19 protein-coding genes are annotated in these 24,274 nt (G+C 51.1%); 15 read left to right on the top strand and 4 right to left on the bottom strand.

The features are described from left to right. Positions 1-15 precede the first annotated feature (15 nt). On the bottom strand, positions 16-921 hold the full coding sequence (locus tag LC073_RS01470) for an acyltransferase (RefSeq protein ID WP_226642622.1): 906 nt from the start codon (positions 919-921) through the stop codon (positions 16-18). Between the two features lie 126 nt (positions 922-1,047). After that, a complete protein-coding gene (locus LC073_RS01465) occupies positions 1,048-2,556 on the bottom strand; it encodes a dipeptidase (RefSeq protein WP_226642620.1) in 1,509 nt (502 codons plus the stop codon). 420 nt (positions 2,557-2,976) lie between these two features. Between LC073_RS01465 and LC073_RS01460 the strand changes: the two genes are divergently transcribed. The 5 genes from LC073_RS01460 to LC073_RS01440 all read left to right on the top strand — a co-directional run bounded on the left by LC073_RS01460 (position 2,977) and on the right by LC073_RS01440 (position 9,666). Further along, positions 2,977-3,642, top strand: a complete 666-nt coding sequence (locus LC073_RS01460; protein ID WP_226642618.1) for a hypothetical protein — start codon at positions 2,977-2,979, stop codon at positions 3,640-3,642. Positions 3,643-3,914: 272 nt separating this feature from the next. Next, positions 3,915-4,526, top strand: coding sequence for a cytochrome b (locus tag LC073_RS01455; RefSeq protein ID WP_226642616.1), 612 nt, complete (start codon positions 3,915-3,917; stop codon positions 4,524-4,526). Then, a complete protein-coding gene (locus tag LC073_RS01450) occupies positions 4,523-5,089 on the top strand; it encodes a YceI family protein (protein ID WP_226642615.1) in 567 nt (188 codons plus the stop codon). Before LC073_RS01455 ends, LC073_RS01450 begins: the two co-directional genes overlap by 4 nt. A 643-nt stretch (positions 5,090-5,732) precedes the next feature. Next, on the top strand, positions 5,733-6,707 hold the full coding sequence (locus LC073_RS01445; RefSeq protein ID WP_226642614.1) for an FHA domain-containing protein: 975 nt from the start codon (positions 5,733-5,735) through the stop codon (positions 6,705-6,707). A gap of 379 nt (positions 6,708-7,086) precedes the next feature. Continuing rightward, complete coding sequence (locus LC073_RS01440) at positions 7,087-9,666, top strand: serine/threonine-protein kinase (protein WP_226642613.1); 2,580 nt, start codon at positions 7,087-7,089, stop codon at positions 9,664-9,666. An 11-nt stretch (positions 9,667-9,677) separates the two neighbouring features. Here LC073_RS01440 and LC073_RS01435 read toward each other — a convergent pair whose 3' ends face one another. Next, on the bottom strand, positions 9,678-10,172 hold the full coding sequence (locus LC073_RS01435; RefSeq protein ID WP_226642612.1) for a hypothetical protein: 495 nt from the start codon (positions 10,170-10,172) through the stop codon (positions 9,678-9,680). Positions 10,173-10,706: 534 nt separating this feature from the next. Between LC073_RS01435 and LC073_RS01430 the strand changes: the two genes are divergently transcribed. The 6 genes from LC073_RS01430 (at position 10,707) to LC073_RS01405 (ending at position 17,993) form a co-directional block, all read left to right on the top strand. Beyond that, entirely contained in the window at positions 10,707-12,488 is a 1,782-nt protein-coding gene (locus LC073_RS01430) for a trans-sulfuration enzyme family protein (protein WP_226642611.1), read from the top strand. 111 nt (positions 12,489-12,599) lie between these two features. Further along, positions 12,600-13,904 (top strand): S1C family serine protease, encoded by a 1,305-nt coding sequence (locus LC073_RS01425; protein WP_226642610.1) that lies wholly within the window; start codon positions 12,600-12,602, stop codon positions 13,902-13,904. Further along, on the top strand, positions 13,895-14,929 hold the full coding sequence (locus LC073_RS01420; RefSeq protein ID WP_226642609.1) for an FHA domain-containing protein: 1,035 nt from the start codon (positions 13,895-13,897) through the stop codon (positions 14,927-14,929). The genes LC073_RS01425 and LC073_RS01420 overlap by 10 nt, the downstream gene beginning before the upstream one ends. Further along, positions 14,929-16,002: a histidinol-phosphate transaminase gene (hisC, locus tag LC073_RS01415; RefSeq protein WP_226642608.1), complete on the top strand. Its 1,074-nt coding sequence runs from the start codon at positions 14,929-14,931 to the stop codon at positions 16,000-16,002. The genes LC073_RS01420 and hisC overlap by 1 nt, the downstream gene beginning before the upstream one ends. 76 nt (positions 16,003-16,078) lie before the next feature. Then, a complete protein-coding gene (gene mepA, locus LC073_RS01410) occupies positions 16,079-16,987 on the top strand; it encodes a penicillin-insensitive murein endopeptidase (RefSeq protein WP_226642607.1) in 909 nt (302 codons plus the stop codon). Positions 16,988-16,991: 4 nt separating this feature from the next. After that, entirely contained in the window at positions 16,992-17,993 is a 1,002-nt protein-coding gene (locus LC073_RS01405; protein ID WP_226642605.1) for a D-alanine--D-alanine ligase, read from the top strand. Between the two features lie 79 nt (positions 17,994-18,072). On the opposite strand, the gene LC073_RS01400 is transcribed toward LC073_RS01405, so the two are convergent. Beyond that, a complete protein-coding gene (locus tag LC073_RS01400; protein WP_226642603.1) occupies positions 18,073-18,642 on the bottom strand; it encodes an HNH endonuclease in 570 nt (189 codons plus the stop codon). Between the two features lie 894 nt (positions 18,643-19,536). On the opposite strand from LC073_RS01400, the gene LC073_RS01395 reads away from it, so the two are divergent. From LC073_RS01395 to dxs, 4 genes are all read left to right on the top strand, one after another. Continuing rightward, positions 19,537-20,934 (top strand): PQQ-dependent sugar dehydrogenase, encoded by a 1,398-nt coding sequence (locus LC073_RS01395; protein ID WP_226642601.1) that lies wholly within the window; start codon positions 19,537-19,539, stop codon positions 20,932-20,934. 81 nt (positions 20,935-21,015) lie between these two features. After that, complete coding sequence (locus tag LC073_RS01390) at positions 21,016-21,267, top strand: exodeoxyribonuclease VII small subunit (RefSeq protein WP_226642599.1); 252 nt, start codon at positions 21,016-21,018, stop codon at positions 21,265-21,267. Beyond that, positions 21,268-22,176 (top strand): (2E,6E)-farnesyl diphosphate synthase, encoded by a 909-nt coding sequence (gene ispA, locus LC073_RS01385; protein ID WP_226642597.1) that lies wholly within the window; start codon positions 21,268-21,270, stop codon positions 22,174-22,176. Between the two features lie 94 nt (positions 22,177-22,270). After that, positions 22,271-24,187, top strand: a complete 1,917-nt coding sequence (dxs, locus tag LC073_RS01380; RefSeq protein ID WP_226642595.1) for a 1-deoxy-D-xylulose-5-phosphate synthase — start codon at positions 22,271-22,273, stop codon at positions 24,185-24,187. Positions 24,188-24,274 lie beyond the last annotated feature (87 nt).

Genomic DNA, 24,274 nt, shown 5'->3' with positions numbered 1-24,274 from the left:
CAAAATAAAACGTTTCTAGGCTTTTTTAGCTTCACTTAACAAGCTACCAATAAGCTGGTCTTTATCCTGCCACAGCTTGTATACCCAGCTATTAAACTCTGCACGAAATACCTGATCATTCATATAATCAGCCGTGAAAAATTTCTCCGGGATGCGAATCTGCTCTATTCGAACGATTACATGCTTCACCTTGCCCGCAAGGAAATCTGCAAAAGTAGGAATACCACCTGGGTAAGCAATCGTTACATTCAGCAAACGATTGAGTTGTTCTCCCATACTCTGTATAGCAAAGGCAATCCCACCAGACTTGGGTTTAAGCAGGTAGTTGAACGGTGAGCCCTGCCTGTCATGCTTCTCCTGGGTGAAGCGAGTACCTTCGAGAAAATTCATAATACTGGTAGGGATTAATTTAAAACGTTCACAAGCTTTTTTAGTCGCTTCCAGATCCTTACCGCGCATCTCCGGATGCTTTTCTAAATATGCCCTGCTGTAGCGTTTCATAAAGGGAAAATCCAGCGCCCACCAGCAGATGCCCATTACGGGAACTTTGATCAGCTCCTGTTTAATAAAAAACTTTAAAAAAGGAATTTTCCGATTAAGAATGGTTTGTAAAACAAAGATATCTACCCAGCTTTGATGGTTTGAGGTCACCAAATACCAGCCATCTTTTTTTAGTTCCCCCTCTATCTTTACATCCCACTTTGTCTTCTGGGTAAGCTTCATCCAACCTATATTCAGAATGATCCAGCCCTCAGCAATCGACATAAAAATAGTTGTATACGCTTTTCGCAGCACGGCAAATGGGAAAATCAATCGCAACACAACAAAAAACAAAATAGGAATAAAACAAATAATAGTACTGATAAACAACAGTACCGAAGTCAGCACCAATAACACTGTAGAGGGAAGAAAATTTAACATCTCGTATTTCTAAAGTAAGTGATTAAAAAGAGACTTTTGACAGGGCCCCGAACAATTAACAGCTACCTCGCTATATTCGGGAGCACACTATCCTACTTCTGTATAAAGTCTCCACAGCTCGCCAGACTAGAGGTTAGCTACCTCAATCATCATCGCGGTATACATTTTTAAATTCAGGCGAAACTGCTCAACCGTAATAAATTCATGCTCTGAGTGCCCAGTATAAGCAGCTCCCGGCATAGAAGGGCCAAAGCTCACGGCATTTGGCAGCAGCTTGGCATTAGTGGAACCTCCAATCGCTACAGGTTCAGCGTTTTCCTTACCGGTAAAGTGGCGAAAAACTTGTAAGAGTGGTTTTACATGGGGAGCATCGTCCACCCTGTAGGGATTCCCCAGGGTAACTTTTGTATCTACAAGAGCAATTCCCGTGCGTTCCTTCCAATCGGCTAGGGCTGCGTGGATCTCCTTTTCCAGTTGGGGGGCAGTCTTACCTGTTGGACGGCGCAGGTTGAGATAGCTGGTCAGGCCAGAATCTGTCTCCTTCACCATGGTAACCGCCGCCGTCATAGGCCCCATAAATGTATCGCTGTAAGCGATATCACCAAACTGCTCGGCCAGGATGCCAGTGCCAACCAAGTCATTCAAATAACGTACCGTCGAACCGGGACCATTGGTGGGCCACTCATACACATTGAGCACATCCGCTAAATAAGCAATCGCGTTAACCCCGTGCTCAGGTTCTGAGCTATGGGTAGCCACACCGCGGGCGATAATCTCTACACTGCCGTTACCGCCGATAAATTCAAAAGAAGTGGCCGTGTGTTGAGCGGCACGAGCACGAATAGCTGCCACTAACTCAGCACTGACATTTTGCAGTACCGCACGCGCCTCATCCGGCACCTGACTGCGAAAGTAACCCCCGGAGAAGCTTTTTACATAGGGTTTATCAAAGTTATTTGGCAGTGCACCAGCCGTGGTGACCTGTACCTCACTCCAACCCTTCTCTGCCGTTACTACCGGGTAGTTGGCATCAATGGTGATGTTGTAGGCGGGGGTGGGGTAAGTTTTCAGAAATTGCTTGAGGGGTTCCCAGTCCGACTCTTCCGCTAAATAGACCAGAAGCTCAACCCTGCGCTTCATGGGTACCCCTTGATCCTTGATCGCTTTCATTGCGTAGAGTGCTGTGGCGATGGGACCCTTATCGTCTTCACTACCACGGGCAATCAGCTTACCGGGCTCACTTTCGGCATCCAAAACAAACGGGCTCTTCTGCCATTTGGCCGGATTGGCTGGCTGGACATCCCCATGGGTAACAATACCCACTTTTTCTGGGCCCTCACCCAGGGCTATTACCACAACATGACCGAAATCCTGGTATTCCAGCCCTAGATCTCCGGCCTTCTCCTGCAGGACCTTTTTAAAGCCTGTAAATTCGGGGTTGCGATCCAATGGCAGGTCTTCCCGGGCTACGGTTTCAAAACGCACCAAGCTTGCCAGGGTCTCCGTCATGGCGCCCTCATATTTATCGACCGCATAGTCGGATGCATTCTGCGCCTGGGCCGATACCCCAGCCACAACAGGCATTGATAGGCTTGCAGAGAGAAACAGCGGTAAAAGAGCGTGTCGTAACTTCATAAGCCCCCCAGGCAAATAAAAGTGCCATTGTACACGCCAGCCGACAGCATCACTCACCATTATCCCCCAACTCTTAAGGTAATTATCGCCAGCTGAGCGCGCCTGAGAGTGCATGTGGAAATTCTCTATAATTAAACTTTGGCTTGTTATCGCTTTTCGCTGGACAATGAATGGCGGGCTTCATCCATTCGCCAATCACCCGCGTAATATTTACCTAGGTATAGGAATTTACAGGTACATGATGTGCTTGCTCCCTCCTCGGCCAACGGTAGGAGTAACAAGCATTTGCTCCTGCCTGATATGCGCTTGTTAAAAAATAAACAGCAATGATGACAGGCCAAACCAGCCTAAAGCCCTTAGGGCGCTAGCATTCCGAGGCTACTAAAATTCTGGGTGTGAAACGCGAGGCGTGAGTAGCAAATGGCGACGACCAATGGCAAACATTTCCACCGCAAGCAGTGGCTGAGCGTTCAACAGGCCGTCAGCCACCTGAGTGCACTGGCGGAAGAGCCCTTAACCAGCGCCCACCTGGCAGATTTAGCTGAGGAGAAGCTTCTTGATCTTTACTGGTATCGACCGGGACAAAAGCTGACTTTTCTCAACCGAAAGGGGCAGAGAGAGCTGGTCGAGCCCTTACGCCTTTGCACAGATAATCACAGCGACTGGCGCGCGGTTGTTGGAATACTTCGTCACAGTCCCGCCCTGCCCGCTTATGAACAAGACACGCCTTTATTGGAGGATGCCGAGGGAAATCGCCTGCGAATCACATTTGACTACCATCAACGTCCAGAACCATTTAGCGGCCGCTGGTACCCTAGCTTGGCGGAACTGGTGCTGAAACGCAGCGATTTGGAGCGACTTGAGCCGAGGCTGTTTTCCAGCCAGGAAGGCGAAGACAAGCTGGAGCGCCAGTTACTACTCGACGTGATCTGGCAGCTCGAGCAATTGGCCTTGGAGGGCGAGCGTCACTCCACCAGCTGGCTGGCGGAGCAGCTGGCACAGCGCTCCTCGGCACTGGATAGGGGGGCCTGCGAGCGAATTCTTCTCGCAGCAGAGCGCGAAGGTAGCCAAAACCGCCCCCATTAACCGGGCAATTACTGCGATTTTGCGGTGTTTCTCATCACCTAATCGTTATTGATCTCTCTCGCAAAGATTCCTGCCAACCATTGGTCACGAACAGCAAAAGCGATACCCTAGCGCCAAGTTTTAAACTGCTGATCGGACAAATGCAAAATTAGCCACTTTTGGCCTTTTTCATCCCAAAAGAACAAAGCAGTTACGGGATTCGAAGCCAGCCCGACTGGCATTTCGAAGTCTCATATATTCATCCAATCAGTCTACAAATTTGGAGATAGAGTTTGCAGGCTCGCAATAATCAACATCACTATGGCTGGATCGCTATTGCGCTGCATTGGCTGATGGCGCCAGCTGTCATAGGTGTCTTTGCGCTCGGCTGGTGGATGCGCCAGTTATCCTATTATGACCCCTGGTATCAGCAAGCACCCAGCATCCACAAAAGTCTTGGTATTTTGCTATTGATCGCTTTGATGATTCGTTTACTGTGGCGCTCAATCAATACCACGCCTAAAGCAGCCCCTGGAACACCGCGCTGGCAGGCACTCACAGCCCATGGTATTCACGGTCTGATCTACTTACTGCTACTCGCCATTTTACTGTCGGGTTACTTGATCTCTACTGCCGATGGACGCCCTATTGATGTATTCGGATGGTTTAGCGTAGGGGCTACCATCCAGGGCATCCCCAACCAGGAGGACATCGCAGGAAGCCTGCACGAGATTCTAGCCTGGACTCTGATCGTCCTTGTAAGTCTCCACGCCCTGGCAGCGCTGAAGCACCACTTTATCGATAGGGATGCAACACTGCGCAGGATGCTCGGGCTACCAAGTATGCCTAGCCGCCTGAATAAGCAAGAAACGGTTACAACCACAAAAAAGGAAACCTCTATATGAAGAAGCTCACCACCCTTCTTATTGTCGCCCTACTCGGCACTACGGCCCAGGCAGCGGAATACAAAATCGATACTAAAGGCGCTCATGCTTTTGTTCAGTTTCGCATCAAGCACCTTGGCTATAGCTGGCTTTATGGACGTTTTGACGATTTCAGCGGCTCATTCTTTTACGACGACAAAGCACCGGAAAAGTCCTCCATTAACGTCGATATCGATGTGACCAGCCTCAACAGTAATCACGCCGAACGAGACAAGCACCTGCGTGGATCCGATTTTCTCCACACAGACAAATTCCCCTCCGCAACATTTAAAAGTACCAGTTTTGAACCACTGGAAGACGGTAAGGCACTTTTAAAAGGTGAGCTAACCCTGCGTGGAGTGACCAAACCGGTAACCATAGACGTCACCAATATCGGCGGTGGCAAGGATCCTTGGGGCGGCTATCGTCAGGGATTCAGCGGCACCACAGAATTTGACCTGAAGGATTTCGGTATCGACTACAACCTGGGTCCAGCCTCCCAAAAGGTTGAAATGATCCTGGATATTGAAGGAGTTCGTATCTAAGCGATTTGGACACGCCTACTGCTTTAAGAGTCCGGCCCGCAACGGACCGGACTCCCTCTCTCTGCTCCCCATCGACACTTCCTGGCAGAAACTGCCGCATATTTGGCATTCTTTAGCGGCGATAGATCTATTAAATTAGTACTAATTTTAGCCAAAGTTGAATATTGCCATTCATCAACTAAAACCTGCCGCCCTTTCCTAACTTATGGCGATGAGGGCACCTAACGATGGCCGAGGTAACTGTAAAGAAACTAAAGAAAAGCAAAATTTTAACCAGTTCACACTAAGTGAGTACAAACTATTACGCTACTTTTGACGACACCGAAGCTTTTCAGTGAAAATAGCAATCATTAGTAGCAGCAGTGATTGCATTCACTCCACAGCTGGGTATAAAAAGAATCTCTGAATTTCGCTGTTTCCAGACTCCATGTAAGTGCCTACCCACCCCCATTGGAGAAAGGGAAGGTCAACCTAGTATTACTCTAAAAAAGTAGATTTCCGAGAGACAGGGGCGATAGTGTTTTGAGATCATTCTTTATTACTTCTGAGTGAGTAAATCTATCCGTAACAGTGAGCAGCCACCAGACTTGGTGAAAAGCTCCAACTAAGCCCCCGGCGTAACCCGGAGTAAAAGGACAAGACAATGGCTTGCTTACAGCATCCAGATAGGGATCAGCCCGTATACCTGATGGCTCACCACACCATCGGCCGCCGTCAGGGGGCCGTGGACACTCGCATCACCAGCGCCGAAATCTCCGGCATTCACGCGGCTATTCAGTGGACCGGTACTCATTGGAACATTCGCGATCTCAGTCGCAATGGAACCTGGCTAAATGGCCAACAATTGGTTCCAGCCAAGAGCTACCCACTGCAAACCGGCGATAAAGTCTGTTTCGGTCGGGTCAATAACCCAGCTTGGGTTGTCGAGAATCTCGATGCACCAGAGAATTTACTGATTGATTTAAAGACTGGGGAAGCCCAGCCTCTTGAGCAATACCACTTGCTGCCAGATGAAAATGAACCTCTCGCCAGCCTACATTTCAGCCCTGTTATTGCCCAATGGCAGTATGAGTTCACCGGCGATACCGGTGAGGACGGCAACAAGCGCCTGGTAAATCACGGAGATCGCATTGATTGCGGCCTGCAAAGCTGGCAACTGTTCCTCGCCGATAACCAAGGCGCCACCAAAGAGCTCTCATTACAGCAGCTGTCTATAACAGACTTCGGTCTACGCTTTTCCGTCAGTTCCCACGAGGAACATGTCCAATTACAACTGCAGCGGGAAGGCATGAAACAGTCCCTACCTGCGCGAATTCACAACTACCTCCTACTGTATCTAGCCCGGGCAAGGTTCCGCGATATGCAAAATGGTATGGATACAGACTCTCAGGGCTGGGTCTCCATTCAGGTAGCTACCCATGAGTTAGGAATCACCGTCAACCATCTGAATACGCAGATTTTTCGCGCACGTAAGCAGATCTCTGAGTCACTACCTGATGCGGTAGATACCTCAAACTTGGTGGAGCGACGCTCCTGGGAGATTCGCCTGGGTTGCCATCAGTTTGAAATCTATAAAGGCACTCAGCTGGAAGCAAAGACCGAGGTACAGGAAGCCTAATTTTTAGCCTCTGGCCTTTCTTCTTACCCCCAGTAGGCAAAAGATCGCTCTGTGCCTATTACTGCAATACCCTGACAGGCATGGAGCCCCGGCCTTATCTCATTTAAGCCTGGCTTACTCAATAGAAAGCCAGGCTTTTCTGTCATTTATGACTTTTGGTTAGAGCGGCCCCAGGCTTGTGATTACCGAGCGACAACTCACTTGCTCTGCTTCTTAAAGTAAAGACTTTAAAAACCTTAAATTGCCGTTTTCTGCAACCGATAGCAATCCAAAAGAAATGGAATAACGTGAACCATTTCCCCTGAAGAGAGGACAGATGGCTTCACGAAAATGTACTATCAGGTAGAATCCCCTATCCATCCGAAAAGAACTAAATACAATGGACGTAGTTGCGCTGGAGAAAACTGAAGTATATCAAGGCCGCTATAGGGTAGAGCGCACCCTTGGCGCCGGTGGTATGGGTGTTGTCTATCTGGCTGAGGACGTAAAGCTTGGGCGCAAGGTCGCTATCAAGCAACTGCGCTCAGATATGACAGGCAACTCCGCCGAGGCCCGCTTTCGCAGTGAAGCACAATTATTAGCCAGGCTGAATCACCCTAACATTGTACGATTGTACGATGTACTGGAAGAAGACCACAATATCGCCCTGGTCATGGAATTGGTTGAGGGGGTAACTCTCAAAGAGTGGATGCGCGAGCACAGCGCCACATTGGCTGAAAAACTCGATTTGCTGATGCAGATCTGCCAGGGGCTGGGTAAAGCCCATTGCCTGGGAATTATCCATCGGGATTTAAAACCCGAAAATATCCTCGTAACCTATGATGGTGTAGCCAAAATCACTGATTTTGGTATCGCCAAAGCCCTTGACTGCGACCAGCAGCTCACTAGAGAAGACCATATCGCCGGCAGCGTACAGGCAATGTCTCCTGAACAGTTGCAAGGCGCGCCACTTGATGCTCGTAGCGATTTGTTCAGCCTGGGTAGCATTGCCTATGAATTACTCTGCGGGCACAAACCGTTTGAGCGTGGCGATAAGAGTGCACTGGCCTTTGCCCAGCAAATTACCAGCAAGCCTCATATTCCACCGCAGCAAGCTTGGCCAGAGATCCCCAAGCCCCTCGCAGCATTATTAGATAGGTTACTTGCTAAGCGCCCAGAGCAACGCCCTGAGTCTGCAGAAAGGGTTTATGCGGCTTTGGAGCTGGTACGAAAGCATGGTATTGATTTAAATACTCAACAGTATTCAGAAACAGTTACTCAACTTCTTATTAAGCCGCGTAAAAAAAGTAGGCGTATTGCTACTGCGCTCTTCAGCTTAATACCAATCGGAGGACTGGTATTTTGGGGTTGGCAATATTTCATAAAACTCCCTCCCCAATATATCGCGGTACTTCCCGTAGAGTTTTCAGGTAATATTCGCGGGGAGGCTAATGACGTTAGCTTAGTCACAACAATGATACGCCAAGCGTTACTGAGAGCTCCGACCCACTTAAAGTCCAGCGCTCTTATAAGCTATCTGCCTGAAGAGGGTTTAACTCTCGAGCAACATTTGAAACACCTGAAAGAAAAGGGGGTTACGGATGCCCTCTTAGGACGCCTTAATTGTACTAAAAAACGCTGCAATGCCGAGCTACAAAGAATTGACCCATCAAATGGCAGAGTTAAGCGACGCAAAAACTTTGACTTCCTCTCATTAAATGAATCTCGATGGGATTCACAACTTTCAGCGCAAAAAAACGTTACAGAACTTTTCCCTGAAGCTTACAACCTAGGCTTCGATCAAGACTTCAAAATGGAACCTGAAGATTTTGATATTTATCTATCCATGGCTGAAATTTTAAATAAACCAAGCGAGCTAGTTAAAGACGAAGACCTTGAAAAAATTGAAGAACAAATAATTAAGTATCCAGATAATATTTACCTTTACTCTTTATTTACTGAAGCAAGTGTAAACAGATACAGGGTTACCGGCAATAACAAGCTATTAAGTAAAGCATTAACCATTCTTTCTAGCGCCGAAAGCACCCCAAGGAATCAGGCCGCTCTGTTACACAACAAGCTAGTGATCAAATCTCTTGGCAATGATAAAAAGGGTTTTGAATCCACCCTCAAACAACTTCAGAAACTGGGATATCCATCCGCAGAACTATTCCTCCAGCATGCCCGCTTTCTTTATATGCAGGGCGATCATAAAAATGGCTTAATCTACGCAGAAAAAGCATATGCATTAAATCCAAATGGGGAAACCCTCTATACAATAGCCGTCAATCAAGTATCTGGGGCAAATTACGTTGCCGCCAAGTCAACCCTTGAGAAAATGATCAAGATTTACCCAGAAAAATGGGTAGCATTCTCGCTACTAGGTGTAGTTGAACTTGAACTGGGAAACCTTGAGAAAGCCGAAAAAGCTATTACGACCATTCCAGAAGAAAATCGAACCTGGAGAACCAAGTCAAACTTAGCCACCAGCCTATTTTTGCAGGGAAAATACCACGAAGCGCTTAAGAATTATATGGAAATTCAACATTCAACACCTGACAACATACTAATCCTAAGTCAAATAGCCGAAGTCAGCTTAATGCTCTCTAACAAAACTCAATCCAATAAATACTTTATAAAGGTATTAGCACTTACCGACACGGAAAGTGACCGTGTATCTAAACGGTATAAGGCCCAAGCACTCGCTTACCTTGGTGAGACCGCTAAATCTATAAACCTTATAACAGATTTATTAAGAGAAACTCCTGACGATACTTTTATACAATATACTGCGGCACAAGTTTATGCGCTTGCTGGAGAGCTCCAATCAGCCAGCTATCACTTAGAGCGATTGCTGGCTCAAGGCATGGGAGCTGAGTGGTTCATTCTTCCTCCATTTCAGAGTCTCTGTAATGAACCACAGGCCTCAAACAGAGTTAAAGATGCTATTTGCTTTAACCGTGCCAATGAGGCCAGCTAGCGCTGGCGCACTTAAGTGGGTTTACCAGTCGTGGGGTCAATGCTGGTTTCTGGATCACCAGAAACAAAGTGCATCCCAGTATTAGGATCAACACACATCCATAGGAAATTAAACCGATCGGGGATAAGATCCTTATCCCTAATTTTAATTACCAACTTGGTGGAGTCTCCATCTACATCCCTGGCCCGAGCACGAAACTGGTGACGAAAGTCTGGAGTTAGCGCAATAATGCCATCCAGTTTATGGTCTTGCTTATAGCGCACAAACTCTAATTCGCGCCCTGGTACCTCAGATAAATCCAGAGTAATTCTCAAGGTAAGCACACCGCCCTTATGGGTTTTAAAGCGCATATTACCAAAATGCTCTTCCGGATTATCGGCATTAAACAGAGGCCAGTACTGCGGCTCACCATCTTTTTGCTCTCTAGGCCGTAAAACTAAATCCAGTTTCAAGCCTTCTTTAGGTACCTCGCACTCCAGTACGGGTAAGTCGGCACAAGTGCTCATCGTTCATCCCCTTGTAAGCATTTGTTATTTGGTGTCATTCTAAGACGTGTTTTCTTGTGTAAAATACGTCTGTGACTGCGTCATGATAACCAGTTCCGTTTCGAAAAAAAGCCGACAGTAGCAATCCTGCCGGCCCGAAATGATGGTCCCAACCATCGACGGTTACAACAACACTATCAAGAGCAAAATTTGGCATCCGTGCCTCGGGCAAGCTCATCCACAAGGTCCGACTAAGACTCTGCACCCGTCGGTTCCAGCCTGTCCGCTCAGCTTGCGCTGATTCTTCCCGCTTCTCGCACCTCCGACAGTGCGAGAATACAAAATCCATCCGAAATGTTGTGGGGGTTGCCAATCCGTGGCAGGGAACCGCTTTCACAATCTCCCGCACCCCCTCAACTGGTAGCTACTTTACGAATCCGGGGATTACAGGTCTATCACGGCCAATTACAAGGAATTACACGCCAGGTATTTTATCCTCACTCTTAGACTGTTAGAGTCACTAAATAACAAAAAGCATCACCTAGTGAGGATACGATGGAAGCGAATCTCGAAGATGTAAAAATTCTCTCACCCCGCCGCAACAGTACCGAAGCCGCTAATATTACGGAGCTTGCTCGGGAGCAATTACAGCATTTTTGTATTGACCGGGAATCGGAGCACGGGCGCTTACTGGAGCAAACTGCGGCGCTGTTATATCAGGCCCAGGGCAACTTGAATCAGCTGTGGCGCCAGGTAAACGAAACGCTGAATCGACTGGATCGGTCCGACAAAATTGCCTACTTCAATGCCAAACGCTTTATGAGTTTCCAGCTGGCAAAACTGTTAGACACCTTACAAAATCCCCTACGAGCCAGCTTTCAGAGCCTGCAAGGGGACGATTTCAATATCACCACCCGCGGTGGCTATCCACTGTTCGATAATATTCCAGCGATTTTTTCCGCTACGCCAGTAATCGCACGCACCGCCACTTATATCTATGCCTGTACCGAGTGGGTGGACGACGCCTTCCGCGGCCGTGAACCCAGTCACGATATCTACTCGCGCCTACTCAACCCCACTTCTATCTCCCTGGCCAACGCCATTGTGGATCTGGAGTGCGGACCAGCAGCCAATGAATATATGGCCTGGAACTTCAACTCTGGAATGGCCGCTATTGATGCGCTGCTTTCCAATCAGCTACGCCGCGACGATATTCTGATCGTCTCGCGTAATATTTATGGGGGGGTGCACCAGCTACTACAGGATTTTTATGCACGCCCCGATAAGCTGGCAATCCAGCTGGTTTGGTTTGACGGCACCAGCGGCGAAGACTTTGAAAAACTGATCGCCGACACCCAGCGCGATTATGCCGATGCCCTTCAGCAAGGCTCCAAACTTCATGTCTATATCGAGTCGCCCTGCAATCCCCACGGTATCATGTTGGATGTACCAGCCATCTGTAAGGCTGCGCACCGAGAAAATATTCTGGTCAGCTTGGATGCCACCCTGGCCACCCCTTTCCTCTATCAACCACTGCGGCGCAAAGATCGCGAGGAAAGACCGGACTTTGTAGTGCACTCCTACACCAAAGACATTGGCGGCACAGGCGCCGCAACCGCCGGGGTAGTGATTGGGGAGAACCATCGTATGTTTATTCCCAAGGGAGACAGTGCTAAGGGGCTGAACTGGGATCAGTGCATGTTCTGGGATGTGTATTACATCAAAGGCGCCTTCCTCGATGCAGACAAGGCCTGGGAAGTACACTGTGGTATGCGCACCCTGGAAATGCGTATGTTGACCAAGTGCATCAATACCCTTTGCCTCAGCCATTTCTTCGCCAGCCACAGTAAAATCCGGGTGAACAGCCATGCGGTGGAAAGCCACCCGAACTCAACGCTGCGTGAAACCCTGATGCGCTATCAGCTGCCGACGCCACTGTTCAGTATTGATATGGAAGCGGCACAAATTCCTACAGAAGCTTTCAAGAGCTTCTTCGATGCACTGGAGCCCGCTTTTGGACAGATGGTTAGCCTGGGACAGACCAATACCATGGTGCTCTGCCCTGCACTCACTTCTCACTCCGAGCTTTCTCCTCAAGCCATGGAGGCGGCAGGAATATTCTCAACCACAATCCGTATTTCCGTGGGAGATGAAAACATGGCCCAGCTGGCGGCTCATGTGATCAGTTGTGCGCGCCTACACCTGGATCCGGTCAGCCCGGGGTTTAGTGAAGGCTTTATGTCACCACAGGAGGCGGATGCAATTTTTACGCGCTTTTATCTGGAGTCGCATCAAAAAGTCGTAGAAGCACAGCCGAAAATCATCGACTACCTATAAAGGGATTGAAAAGTGGGGGACACGGCTAATATCCTCGGCCGTGCCCCGCTTGTTGCACTACTCTATATCCCGTAGTATCACCGCTTCTGTCCATAATTTAATCAAGCAAAAATGCCGAATTTTTCCGCCCAACTTCTGGCCTGGGTGCTCTTCTGTTTCTCAACTCTGGCTCTAGCACAGGGATATGAGCAGCTTTACAGCGATTACCGTGGCAGCCTTTATCAAATACGCCTGATGGAGAAATCCTCTAATTCCAAAGCCGGGCTCGGCTCAGGCTTCCAGATTTCCGCCGATGGCCTACTCGCCACTAATTACCATGTCGTTGCTCAAGCAGTCAGCGACCCGGATAAATACATACTGGAATATCTATCAACCGATGGCACCAAAGGCACTCTAAAGCTTCTGGATATTGATGTCGTCAACGACTTGGCGCTATTGCGCCAGGACAAGCCAGGTAAGGAATACCTGCAACTCGCCACTGAAACGCCAAAACAAGGCGAAACGATTATCTCCCTCGGCAACCCTCTGGATCTTGGAATGACCTTGATACCAGGCACCTACAACGGTATAGCCGGAGGCAGTTTTTACGATCGCATTCACTTCGCCGGCTCTATCAACCCCGGGATGAGTGGTGGCCCTGCGATTAATACCCGCGGCCAAGTAGTGGGCATCAATGTAGCGACTGCCGGAAATCAGGTGAGCTTTCTGGTACCGGTGGATAAACTGATCAGTCTGCTAAAGCACTTCCATCAGCGCGATATGGCATTTGACCTTCAAGAGGTCACCTACCAACAACTGCTCGACAATCAACAGCGTATTATTGATTCCATACTGGAGGCAGACTGGCAGCGGCGTTCTCTGGGTGAGGCCAAGGTCGTCGGAGAAATAGTGCCTGCCATTAAATGCTGGGGTAACAGCGAGGAAGACAGCGACAATCCCATCAAACGTATCGACAAAGGCTGCACCGGACAGGATGTGATATTTCTCTCCGATGAATTTAATACCGGCCGAGTGGAATACGAGTTTTTCTGGCTCGAAGCCGAAGGCCTTTTACCAGCGCGTTTTTATGCGGAATACGAACATCAGATGAGCACCTTCTACCCCGGCAACAGTGCTGGCGAGGAGGATGTCACCAACTTCCGCTGCCGCCAGGGATTTACCTCCCAGCCACGCAATGGGAATGGCAATGGTCCTCTATCCAAGCCCGAGCGAAGTAAAAAGCCCTTAATCAGCCGCACCAGCTATTGTGTCAGGCGCTACAAAAACTTCCCCGATCTTTACGATATCTTCTTCTTGAGCCTCAGCGTGGACCAAAAAAATCGCGCGCTGGTCAGCCACTTTACTCTATCCGGCTTTACCCGGGAGTCTGCCGACGCCTTTGCCGAGAAGTTCACGAGCGAAATCCAATGGCACTGATAATTGAAGAACTCAACCGCGCTCACCGGGTACAGATGCGCTACCGCATGGATGGCGACAAATTCACCCTGGGCCGCGCTTTCAGCAACGACGCTATTCTGGAAGATATTCATGCAGATGGGCGCCATGCGGAAATTCGCCGGGAAGAAGATGGCAATTACATTCTGCACGACCTAAATACGGTCAATGGCAGCCAGCTGTTGGGAAACCTGAAGGACCGATCGGTAAAACCAGGGGAAATTTCCTCTCATCAGATTTCCTCTGGAGACCTGATACAATGTGGCAAATCCCGCTTGCGGATATTCAATTGCGATGACAGCGTTGCCGAGGCCACGCCTCTGCACTCGCTGGAAAACCTGTTTGCCAGCCTGTCCCACCCCCTATACGCCATCCTCCTGGTGCTCGCCGTGGCTCTGTCCACCGCACTGCTCAGTTATCTCGGCTATGCGCGCACTTATCAGTGGACTATTGCTGTCAATATTTTGGCGAGTGCGGTGATAGGCCTGGTTATTTATGCAGGTGCTTGGGCTTTCGTAGGCCGGGTGGTGCGTCACGAGACACACTTTTTTGCCCACCTCTCCATCGCCTCCATTGGTGCACTCACCTATGCCGTCTGGGAGTGGTTCGGCAGTGTGCTGAATTACAACTTCGCCATCGGCAATACCATGGAAATCCTGGATTTCCTGGTGCTCGCCATCATATTGCCCGCCATGCTCTGGTGCGCTTGTTACCTGGCCACCAATCTTGGGCGCGCTTGGCGCTGGGCCGTGGCCCTGATACTGCCAATCGGATTTTTAGGCCTCAGCCTTGTGGAAACAATCGGCTCGATTGATGACTTCAGTGAAACACCTGAGATTTCTACCGAACTCAAATACGATAATATGTTGCTGCGTAAACCGGTGCCCATGCAGGAATTTATCACCGGTTCAGCGGCACAATTTGATATTCCCATCAAAAATGACGAGTCAGAGAAAGGAAGCAAAGACAGCTCTTCCACAGAAGACGATAGCGCAGAGGTAGAGTAGTGAATACATCGTTTTGGAGTCCCGGCTTAGAGCAGCTGGAGCCATACACCCCCGGTGAGCAGCCCAGCGGCACCACCCTGATTAAGCTAAACACCAACGAGAACCCTTATCCCGCCTCGCCCCAAGCACTGGCACTATTGGCACAGAGAAATTTTGCCGATGCTCTGCGGCGCTATCCAGACCCAGAGTCCTGTGCGCTGCGCGCAGCCATTGCTGAGCGTTACGGCCTAAATGACAAGCAAGTCTTCGTCGGCAATGGCTCCGACGAAGTACTGGCTCTGAGCTTTTACAGCTTTTTCCGCCGCAACGAACCCTTACTATTCCCAGATATCACCTACAGCTTCTACCCGGTGTACTGTCAGCTCTTTGGCATAGAGTCTCGTAGCATCCCCCTTTTAGAAGATTTCAGCCTCGATGTAGAGGGTTTCTCGGGTGCTGCTGGCGGAGTTATTATCCCCAATCCCAATGCGCCTACAGGCCGCCACCTATCGCTCGATAGGATTGAGGCACTGCTGCAGCTGCAGCCAGAGCGAGTGGTCATCATCGATGAGGCCTACATCGACTTTGGGGGCGAGAGCGCCACTCAGCTCATTGAGCAATACCCCAACCTACTGGTAATTCACACCCTGTCGAAGTCCTATGCACTGGCCGGTCTGCGCCTCGGCTTTGCCATGGGCCAGGAGCACTTGATTGAAGGGTTGCTACGCGCAAAGAACTCCTTCAACTCCTACCCTATCGACGCGATTGCCCAAGAAGTGGCCACTGCTGCCATTCGCGATAGAGCCTGGCACAAGGACAACTGTGACAAGGTGGTCGCTACACGCTCAAGAACAGAGGAGGCCCTGTTGGATTTGGGATTCGAAGTTGTTCCCTCCATGGCGAATTTTATCCTGGCCAAGCCACCAGCCCCTGGTGCCGAGCCCCTCTACTTGGCCCTGCGTGAGCGGGGTATTCTGGTTCGTTACTTCGATAAACCCCGCATCAGCGAGTACCTGCGCATTTCCATTGGCACCGATATAGAAATGGATCAACTCATAGGGAACTGCAAAGAGATACTTGCGTCACAGAGCTAGTACACTGTCTGTCTATACTCGTCGGGTCCGCGCCGCGCGCAACCCGACCACCAGACTTACCGGTAACTAGGGATTTATGTCTCTCTTATTCAAGCGCCCCAGACTGTTTAACTACGCCAAGTTATTTTCCTGCTCATTGGTTATCGCCTACGCCATCTTTGGCTCTCAGGCCCAGGCCAACCCCTGGGAGGAGAGCGAGAGCCCCAGTGCCCAGGACTCAGCCAGCATAGGCACCTACACCAATGGTTGCCTGGCCGGAGCGGAAACACTGCCTTTACGCGGTGAGGGCTACCAGCTGGTTCGCACCGGTCGCGATCGACATTTCGCGCACCCAGATACCGTCGCCTTCCTGAAAGACTTTTCCCAAAGCGTCGCGCAAAGTCATCTCGGCAGGATACAAATTGGCGATATGTCGATGGCGCGCGGCGGCCCCTTTGGCAGCGGGGGGCATAGCAGTCACCAGACCGGCTTGGATGTGGATATTTGGTATTCACAGGACAGACGCGCCGCACAGCGTGCGCTGACTGAATGGGAACGCGATAATATCTCCGCTATCCCCCTGGCAGATACCCGCCAGCATCGTTTGATTAAGGAGAACTGGGACGAGCGGGTACCAAAGATCCTGCGTATGGCCGCTGAAGACCAACGTGTTGAGCGGATATTTGTCCATCCCACTATCAAGCGCCAATTATGTGAAATTTCTGGCACAGACAATGAATGGCTGCGCAAGGTACGCCCCTGGTGGGGACATAATTATCACTTTCATGTTCGGCTGTCCTGCCCAGCCGGCAGCAGCCACTGCAAACCCCAGGCTCCCGTGCGCACCGCGCCTTGCGGCAATGATCTGGACTGGTGGTTTAGCGAGGAGTTCTACGCAATACTGAACGGCACTAAGACCCAACCGACAAAACCCAAACCCAAGAAGATGCCGCAACAGTGTCAGCAAGTTTTGCAGGCACCCCCGGCCGGCACCACGACGGAATAATTCTATGATCAACACCTTGCTTATCTGCGGCGGTGGCAGCAGCGAGCACGATGTGTCCCTGCGCACTGCAGACTTTATTGAAGAGCAACTGGCCGAATCCGAAGATATCGCCCTGATGCGAGTAGAAATGGACTCGAGCGGCTGCCTTACTGATAAAGAGGGCCGCGTCTATCATATCTTTTACGATGGTAAAATTCGCGATGAAGAGGGCAATGCCTGGGATGTGGATTATGTCATCCCCGCCATCCATGGATATCCTGGGGAGACCGGCGATCTACAATCCCAACTTGATATGTACGGCATTCCCTATTTCGGATCGGCACCGGAAGCAAGCAAAATTTGTTTTAATAAAATTAAAACAAAAATGTGGCTGAGTGCGTTGGGAATCGATAACACCCCCTATCTATTCCTACACAGCCTTGAGACAGAAGAACTGGGCAAGGCCCACGCGGCCTTGGAAGAGTGGGAAGCGGTCTTTGTTAAAGCTTCAAACCAGGGTTCCTCGGTGGGCTGCTTCAAAGTCAGTCGCAAGGAAGACCTGGAGAATGCGATAGCAGAGGCATTTACCCTCTCATCCTATGTGCTGATAGAGAAAGCGCTAAACGCCCGCGAACTGGAAGTTGCTGTTTACACTTTTGGCGAAGAGTTGATAGCCACCCATCCCGGTGAGGTCCGCGCCCCAGCGGATACTTTCTACACCTACAAGGAGAAATATGCCCCCGGTAGTCGCGCTGAGACTTTTATTAAAGCTGAGGGTCTCAATGAAGAACAACTGGCGTGGATTCAAGATGTCTCAAAACGCACTTTTAAGGCGCTCAAGCTGAAGGATCTATCCCGTATCGACTTTTTCCTAACGGAGGCAGGGGAACTCTACCTAAATGAAGTCAATACTTTCCCCGGTATGACCCCCAACTCCATGTTCCCCAAGATGATGCAAAACCATGGCCATGATTTTACGGAATATTTAACAGGCCTTATTCGCTCAGCCGTAGCTCAACGAACGTAATGAGCACGACTTAAACAAAAAGCGAAAAATTAAAAAAGGGGCCCTAGCCCCTTTTTTAAACTTCCTTAGCTTTCAAAAGTTAGTGCAATAACCAATCCTGCTGACGCCTGCGGGAAAATTGGCTGCGTAGAAATTCCATCTGATCCCCGCGAATCCGCTCACTATTAATCAAAGCCAGATACTCCGCAGCGTTGGGGCAAAAGGGCAGAGCCAGTAATTCCATTTCAATATCTTCTAGCAAATAATTGCCCTTGTGTTGATTACAGCGACGGCAGGCTGTAACTACATTTTCCCAGGAATCCATTCCTCCCTTCGACACTGGGATAACATGGTCTCTGGTCAACTCGAACGATTTGAAAATATTGCCGCAATAAAGACAAGTGTGTACATCCCGAAAAAAAAGTGCGCGGTTTGTGAGTGGCGGACGACTACGTGGACGCGCCATTCGGGCACCGCCACAGGCTATGATAGATGCCAGATCCAAGGTGGACCGCTCACCATTTCGATTAAACCCGCCCCGTACCCGCTGTACTATCCCTCCTAGAGACCAAGTAACCAAATCGCGTACATACAAGCAGGAAGCCTCCTGCCAGGTGAGCCAATCTAATGGTTGCCCCGCCAAATTCAGGCGTAAAATTCGCGCTTGCATGACCTCGCCTCCCCGCAATTAAACAGAAAAACCCGGCCCACTGCCGCCATAACCAGCAAAGTGGAAAATTTTAAAACGCCCAAATGCCTACTTTGAAAGGCTACTTGGAAAAAAGAGAGAAGAAGTTGAACCTGAACAGAAGTGTCCAGTTTCGATAGGACATTAAAAAGACTAGAGCGACTACCCGCTGATGATTTCACTGACAATTTGCCAGTAGTCCAGCAACGAGGGAATGCCAGGACATAAACGGGCACTACTAATGATTGATTGCTGAATGCGCCATCCTCCACCGGCCCGAGCAATAATGGCCGACCTCTCATCATTAAAGCGGATAAATATTACAAATTCCAGACATACGCGAAATTGGCTTGCAATAAAATAGCGACCACTAAGAATAAAATACTAGAGAAAGAGACAGGAGTGTGAGAAGTAACTACCAGGGGCAGGAGGAATTTGGGTAATAACAGGCAATTCTGAAGCATTTAAAACACCGCCCAGGCAATCCGGCCTGGGCGGTGCGTCTCACAGGATGGTGCCCATATCCATAGGGCGAGCGGCGCATTCCTTTTATCCTTTGCCGCAGAGTTGCAGTCCCTTGTGCGTCCCTGCCAGTTAATTATGGACATCGGGCGAGAAAAAAGTAGGGGCAATCTGCTGAATTTTGTGTAAGACATATCTCACAAGGTGAAATATTTCTTTCATAAAAGAAAGGGAGACCCGGTGGGAGCACTGTGCTAAAACAGGGCTCAGTACATGAGCGCGGCCACTATAAACACCTTTATTTCAAGATCAATCGATACAGGGAAAAAGACGTTGAAATATACGCTAATTTTTTTGCTTATCTTCAGCGCCGTTGTTTCAAGCGCCTACACGACCGTTTCTTCGGGGATTAGCGTGCCCTGGCGCCAGATGATTGGTGGCGCAAAAACTAACGAACAAGAAGTTATTCAAAAATTATCAGCCGCTTCTGGATATCAACTGCAACTATTCGCTGATAGTGTGCCCAATGCGCGCTGGTTGGCAATAACCCGTTCGGGGGATATCCTGGTTTCCCAGCCAAAGAAGGGACAAGTTTCCTTATTATCCCCCGACCGAGATGGTGATGGTCGCGCTGATAACCAGCGTATCTTGATTGGCGATCTAAACCGTCCACATGGGCTTCTACTACATGAGAATTGGCTTTACATCGCGGAAAGCGATGCTGTTGGCAGAGTGCCCTTCGATCACTCCGATGCCCGTTTGGCTGGACGATACCAAAGAATCGTCGAAGGCTTGGAAGACAGTGGCCACTGGACCAAAACCATCGAAAAGGGGCCGGATGGCTGGCTATATCTCAGTAGTGGCTCCAGCTGCAACGTTTGTGTCGAGAAGGACCGCCGCCGCGCCAGTATCATGCGCTTGCGTCCCGATGGCAGTGATTTAAAAATATTTGCCACTGGTTTACGCAATAGTGTGGGGTTTGACTGGTCACCCAAAGATGGCGGTATCTACGCCACCGATAATGGCCGGGATTGGCTGGGGGACAACCTGCCACCCGATGAACTCAACCTTATCGATCCCGACAAATTCTATGGCTGGCCCTATGCCTATGGCGACCGGGTGCCAGACCCTAACTTTATCAATGATGAAGACCCCACCATCAAAGAGATGATCGCCGCTTCCCTGCCGCCAGTGCACAAATTCGCCGCTCACAATGCTCCACTCGGTATCCGTTTCCTGCGCAGCCCGGAGCAATTGGCGGGTTATCGCGGAGCCGCTTTAGTAGCCTTGCACGGCTCCTGGAACAGAAGTGTCAAAGATGGTTACAAAGTGGTTTCCCTGCACTGGGATGATGGTGGAAAAATCTCCCAGCGAGATTTTCTCTGGGGCTTCCTCAGCGAAAACCGCAAGGAGGTCTCAGGCAGGCCTGTGGCAATTGCCGAGGATGCTAAAGGCAATATTTATATTTCCGACGATTATGCAGGAGCAATCTATCGTCTGTCCCCTACCGCTGCCCCCCAAAAGGCAAAGGTATCGTCCAAGAAAATTCCTGCTCCGGCCAGAGTACCGAGGAAGCCGCCACCAACCGATACTGCCGCCGCTCGCGAAGGACGAGCACTATATCTAACTCACAATTGCGCCCAGTGCCATCAGCAACAAGTGCCGTTAACCGGACTTAACAAAAAGTACACATTGCAAAGCCTAGCGGACTACTTTGATACGCCAACGCCCCCAATGCCCAGGTATGACCTTAACGGGGAGCAGAAAAAAGCCCTGGCCCATTACCTGCTATCGCGCGAGGCCCTGCAATAACCCTCTCCAACCCTTGCCGCATGCCAATTGACCCCTGCCGCGCCAGCGGCTAAGGTTGCCCCGCAATTACGAGGCGATGCTATGGCGGCAAAGAAGAAATCGGCAACTTTTGAACAGAGCCTGGAGGCCCTGGAAGAATTAGTGGAGCGCCTGGAGGCGGGTGATCTCCCTTTAGAAGAGGCCCTGGCCGACTTTGAACAGGGAGTCAAACTTACCCGAGAGTGCCAGAAAAAACTCGCCAGTGCCGAGCAGAAGGTCAAAATGCTTATGGAGGAGAACGACAGTATTCGCGAGCTGCCGTTCGAAGCCGACAACTCCACGGGCGACGATTAAATGAGCGCCCCAACCCCGCCCACCGAGCTGAGCGCTTTCCTCACGGGCTCCTCTCAGCGTGTCGAAACCCATATTCGCGACACTCTTGCTGAGACTGTCCCCGGGGCGAATAAGCTCTATGAGGCCATGCGCTATGCTGCCCTTGGCCCCGGCAAGCGCCTGCGCCCGGCACTCGTCTACGCCTGCGCCCAGATCTTTTATGGGGTGGATTTCGATCCGGCCAAATGCGATGCCAGCGCCGCTGCCCTGGAGTGCATGCACGCCTACTCGCTGGTGCACGACGACCTGCCGGCTATGGATGACGACGACCTGCGTCGAGGCCGTCCCACTTGCCATATCGCCTTTGACGAGGCCACGGCCATTCTCGCCGGTGATGCGCTGCAAACCCAAGCATTCGAACTGCTTTTGGCCGATAGCACCGAACCTACCGTGAAGTTACAGCTTATCGCTGAGCTCTCCAGGGCATCCGGCAGCCGGGGAATGGTGGCTGGCCAGGCCATAGACTTGGATTCTGTGGATAAAACCCTCTCCCTGGCACAATTGGAGAAAATGCACCGCCTGAAGACTGGTGCACTTATTCGAGCCAGTGCGCGTATGGGCGCCCTACTCGGCGGGGCCGACAGCAATCAACTGGAAGCGCTCACCCACTACGCTGAGGCCATTGGCCTGGCTTTCCAGGTTCAGGACGACATTCTCGATATCACTGCGGACACCGCGGTGCTGGGTAAAACCCAGGGCGCGGATGCCCTGCTCAACAAACCCACCTATGTCTCCCTACTGGGCATCGATGGCGCCAGAGAGAAGCTGCAGGGCTTGCACAGGGAGGCCCTGAATGCCCTCGAAGCCCTACCCGGCGATACACTATTGCTGAGGCAACTGGCAGATTATATCGTCCAGCGCGGCCACTAAGTCGGGGCGCCTGCCCCGCCATTGGGATGCAATATGCCCGTCACAGGCATACAATCCCCTCACTTAATACCATTTGTAGCAATTGAACCGTTTGATGCTCGAAGAAATTCCACGCACACGCCCGCATACGCCGCTGCTCGACGCCATCGACGAGCCGGCACAGCTGCGCGCTCTTGATGAACGCCAACTGCCCGAACTCGCCAGCCAGCTGCGCGAGTACCTGTTGTACTGTGTCGGCCAAACCGGCGGACACTTTGGCGCCGGCCTCGGTGTGGTAGAGCTGACCATCGCCCTGCACTATATCTACAACACACCCGAAGACCGTCTGGTCTGGGACGTGGGCCACCAGACTTACCCACACAAAATCCTTACTGGCCGCCGCGAGCAAATGCTCACCATGCGCCAGCAGGGTGGCTTGTCTGGCTTCCCCAAACGCAGCGAGAGCCCCTACGATACCTTCGGGGTGGGACACTCCAGTACCTCCATCGGCGCAGCCCTCGGAATGGCACTGGGGTCTCCCGACGAACGCAAAGTTGTGGCGGTGATCGGCGACGGCGCTATGACTGCGGGCATGGCTTTCGAGGCACTCAATCATGCGGCTCACACCGGCCGGGATATGTTGGTTGTCCTCAATGACAACAGCATGTCGATCTCCAAAAATGTCGGCGGGTTGGCCACCTATTTCGCCAAGATTCTCGCCAGCAAAACCTATCTCAATATGCGCGAGGGCAGTCGTAAGATACTGTCGGCTATTCCCAAGGCCTGGCAGCTGGCGCGCCGCACAGAAGAGCATGTTAAAGGCATGATCACCCCCGGCACCCTATTCGAAGAGCTGGGCTTCAATTACGTAGGGCCACTAGATGGGCACAATATGCACGATTTGGTGCATACCCTGCGCAACCTGCGCAGTCAGCCCGGGCCCCAGTTGCTGCATATCGCTACGACCAAAGGCAAGGGCTTCGGACCGGCAGAAGCCGACCCGGTGGGCTACCACGCATTGAACAAGCTTGAGCCTGAAAGCAAGGTTCAGGTGGCCGTGCCCGGCAAGAAGAAATTGCCTAAATACCAGGATATCTTTGGGCAGTGGCTATGCGACACCGCCGAAAAAGACGAACGCCTGATCGGCATTACTCCCGCCATGTGTGAAGGCTCTGGAATGGTGGAGTTCTCCAAGCGTTTTCCGCAGCGCTTCCACGACGTGGCTATCGCCGAGCAACATGCCGTAACACTCGCCGCCGGCCTCGCCTGCGAGGGACAGAAGCCGGTTGTGGCCATTTACTCCACCTTCCTGCAGCGTGGCTACGACCAGATGGTGCACGATGTGGCCATCCAAAACCTGGATGTCACCTTCGCTATCGACCGCGCCGGTCTAGTAGGCGAGGATGGCCCAACACACGCCGGCAGTTTCGACCTCACTTTTATGCGCTGTCTGCCCTACCTGGCTATCGCCGCACCCAGCGACGAGAATGAGTGCCGCCAGTTACTGTATACCGCCTATAAGCACGTGGGTCCCGCGGCAGTGCGCTATCCCCGCGGCACCGGCATGGGCACAGCGATCGAAGAAGAAATGCGCGAGCTACCTATTGGGAAGGGCCGCCTACTGAGCGAGGGCAGCGGCGTGGCCATTTTGAATTTTGGCACCCTGCTCGCCCCTGCCATGGCAGCGGCTGAGCGCCTCGGCGCTAGCCTCGCTGATATGCGTTGGGTTAAGCCATTGGACGAGGCACTGATCGATGAACTGGCCGATAGCCACCAGTTACTGGTCACCATCGAGGAGAACACCGTAGCCGGCGGTGCTGGCAGTGCCGTGATGGAGTACCTCAGCAGCTCTGCGCGAACTCTGCCCGTACTGCAACTGGGGCTACCCGACCGCATTATTGAGCACGGTAAGCATAATGACCTGCTCGCAGCTATTGGCCTTGATGCCGAAGGTATCGAGGAACAAATTCGCCAGCGCTTGCAGCTGCTGAACCGGCACAATTTTAACGACCGCGCCGCAGCCGCCAACTAACCATAGAGCCCGATAACCATCTGGGATATCGGGCTCCCTGGTTCACAATCCTGCCACGCACTATTGATTCGACAATAACGCGTGGCC

The organism is Microbulbifer variabilis (assembly GCF_020524905.1).
GTDB lineage: Bacteria > Pseudomonadota > Gammaproteobacteria > Pseudomonadales > Cellvibrionaceae > Microbulbifer > Microbulbifer variabilis_A.
Note: the sequence above shows the minus strand (reverse complement) of the source record. Positions and strands in the feature narration are given on the sequence as shown.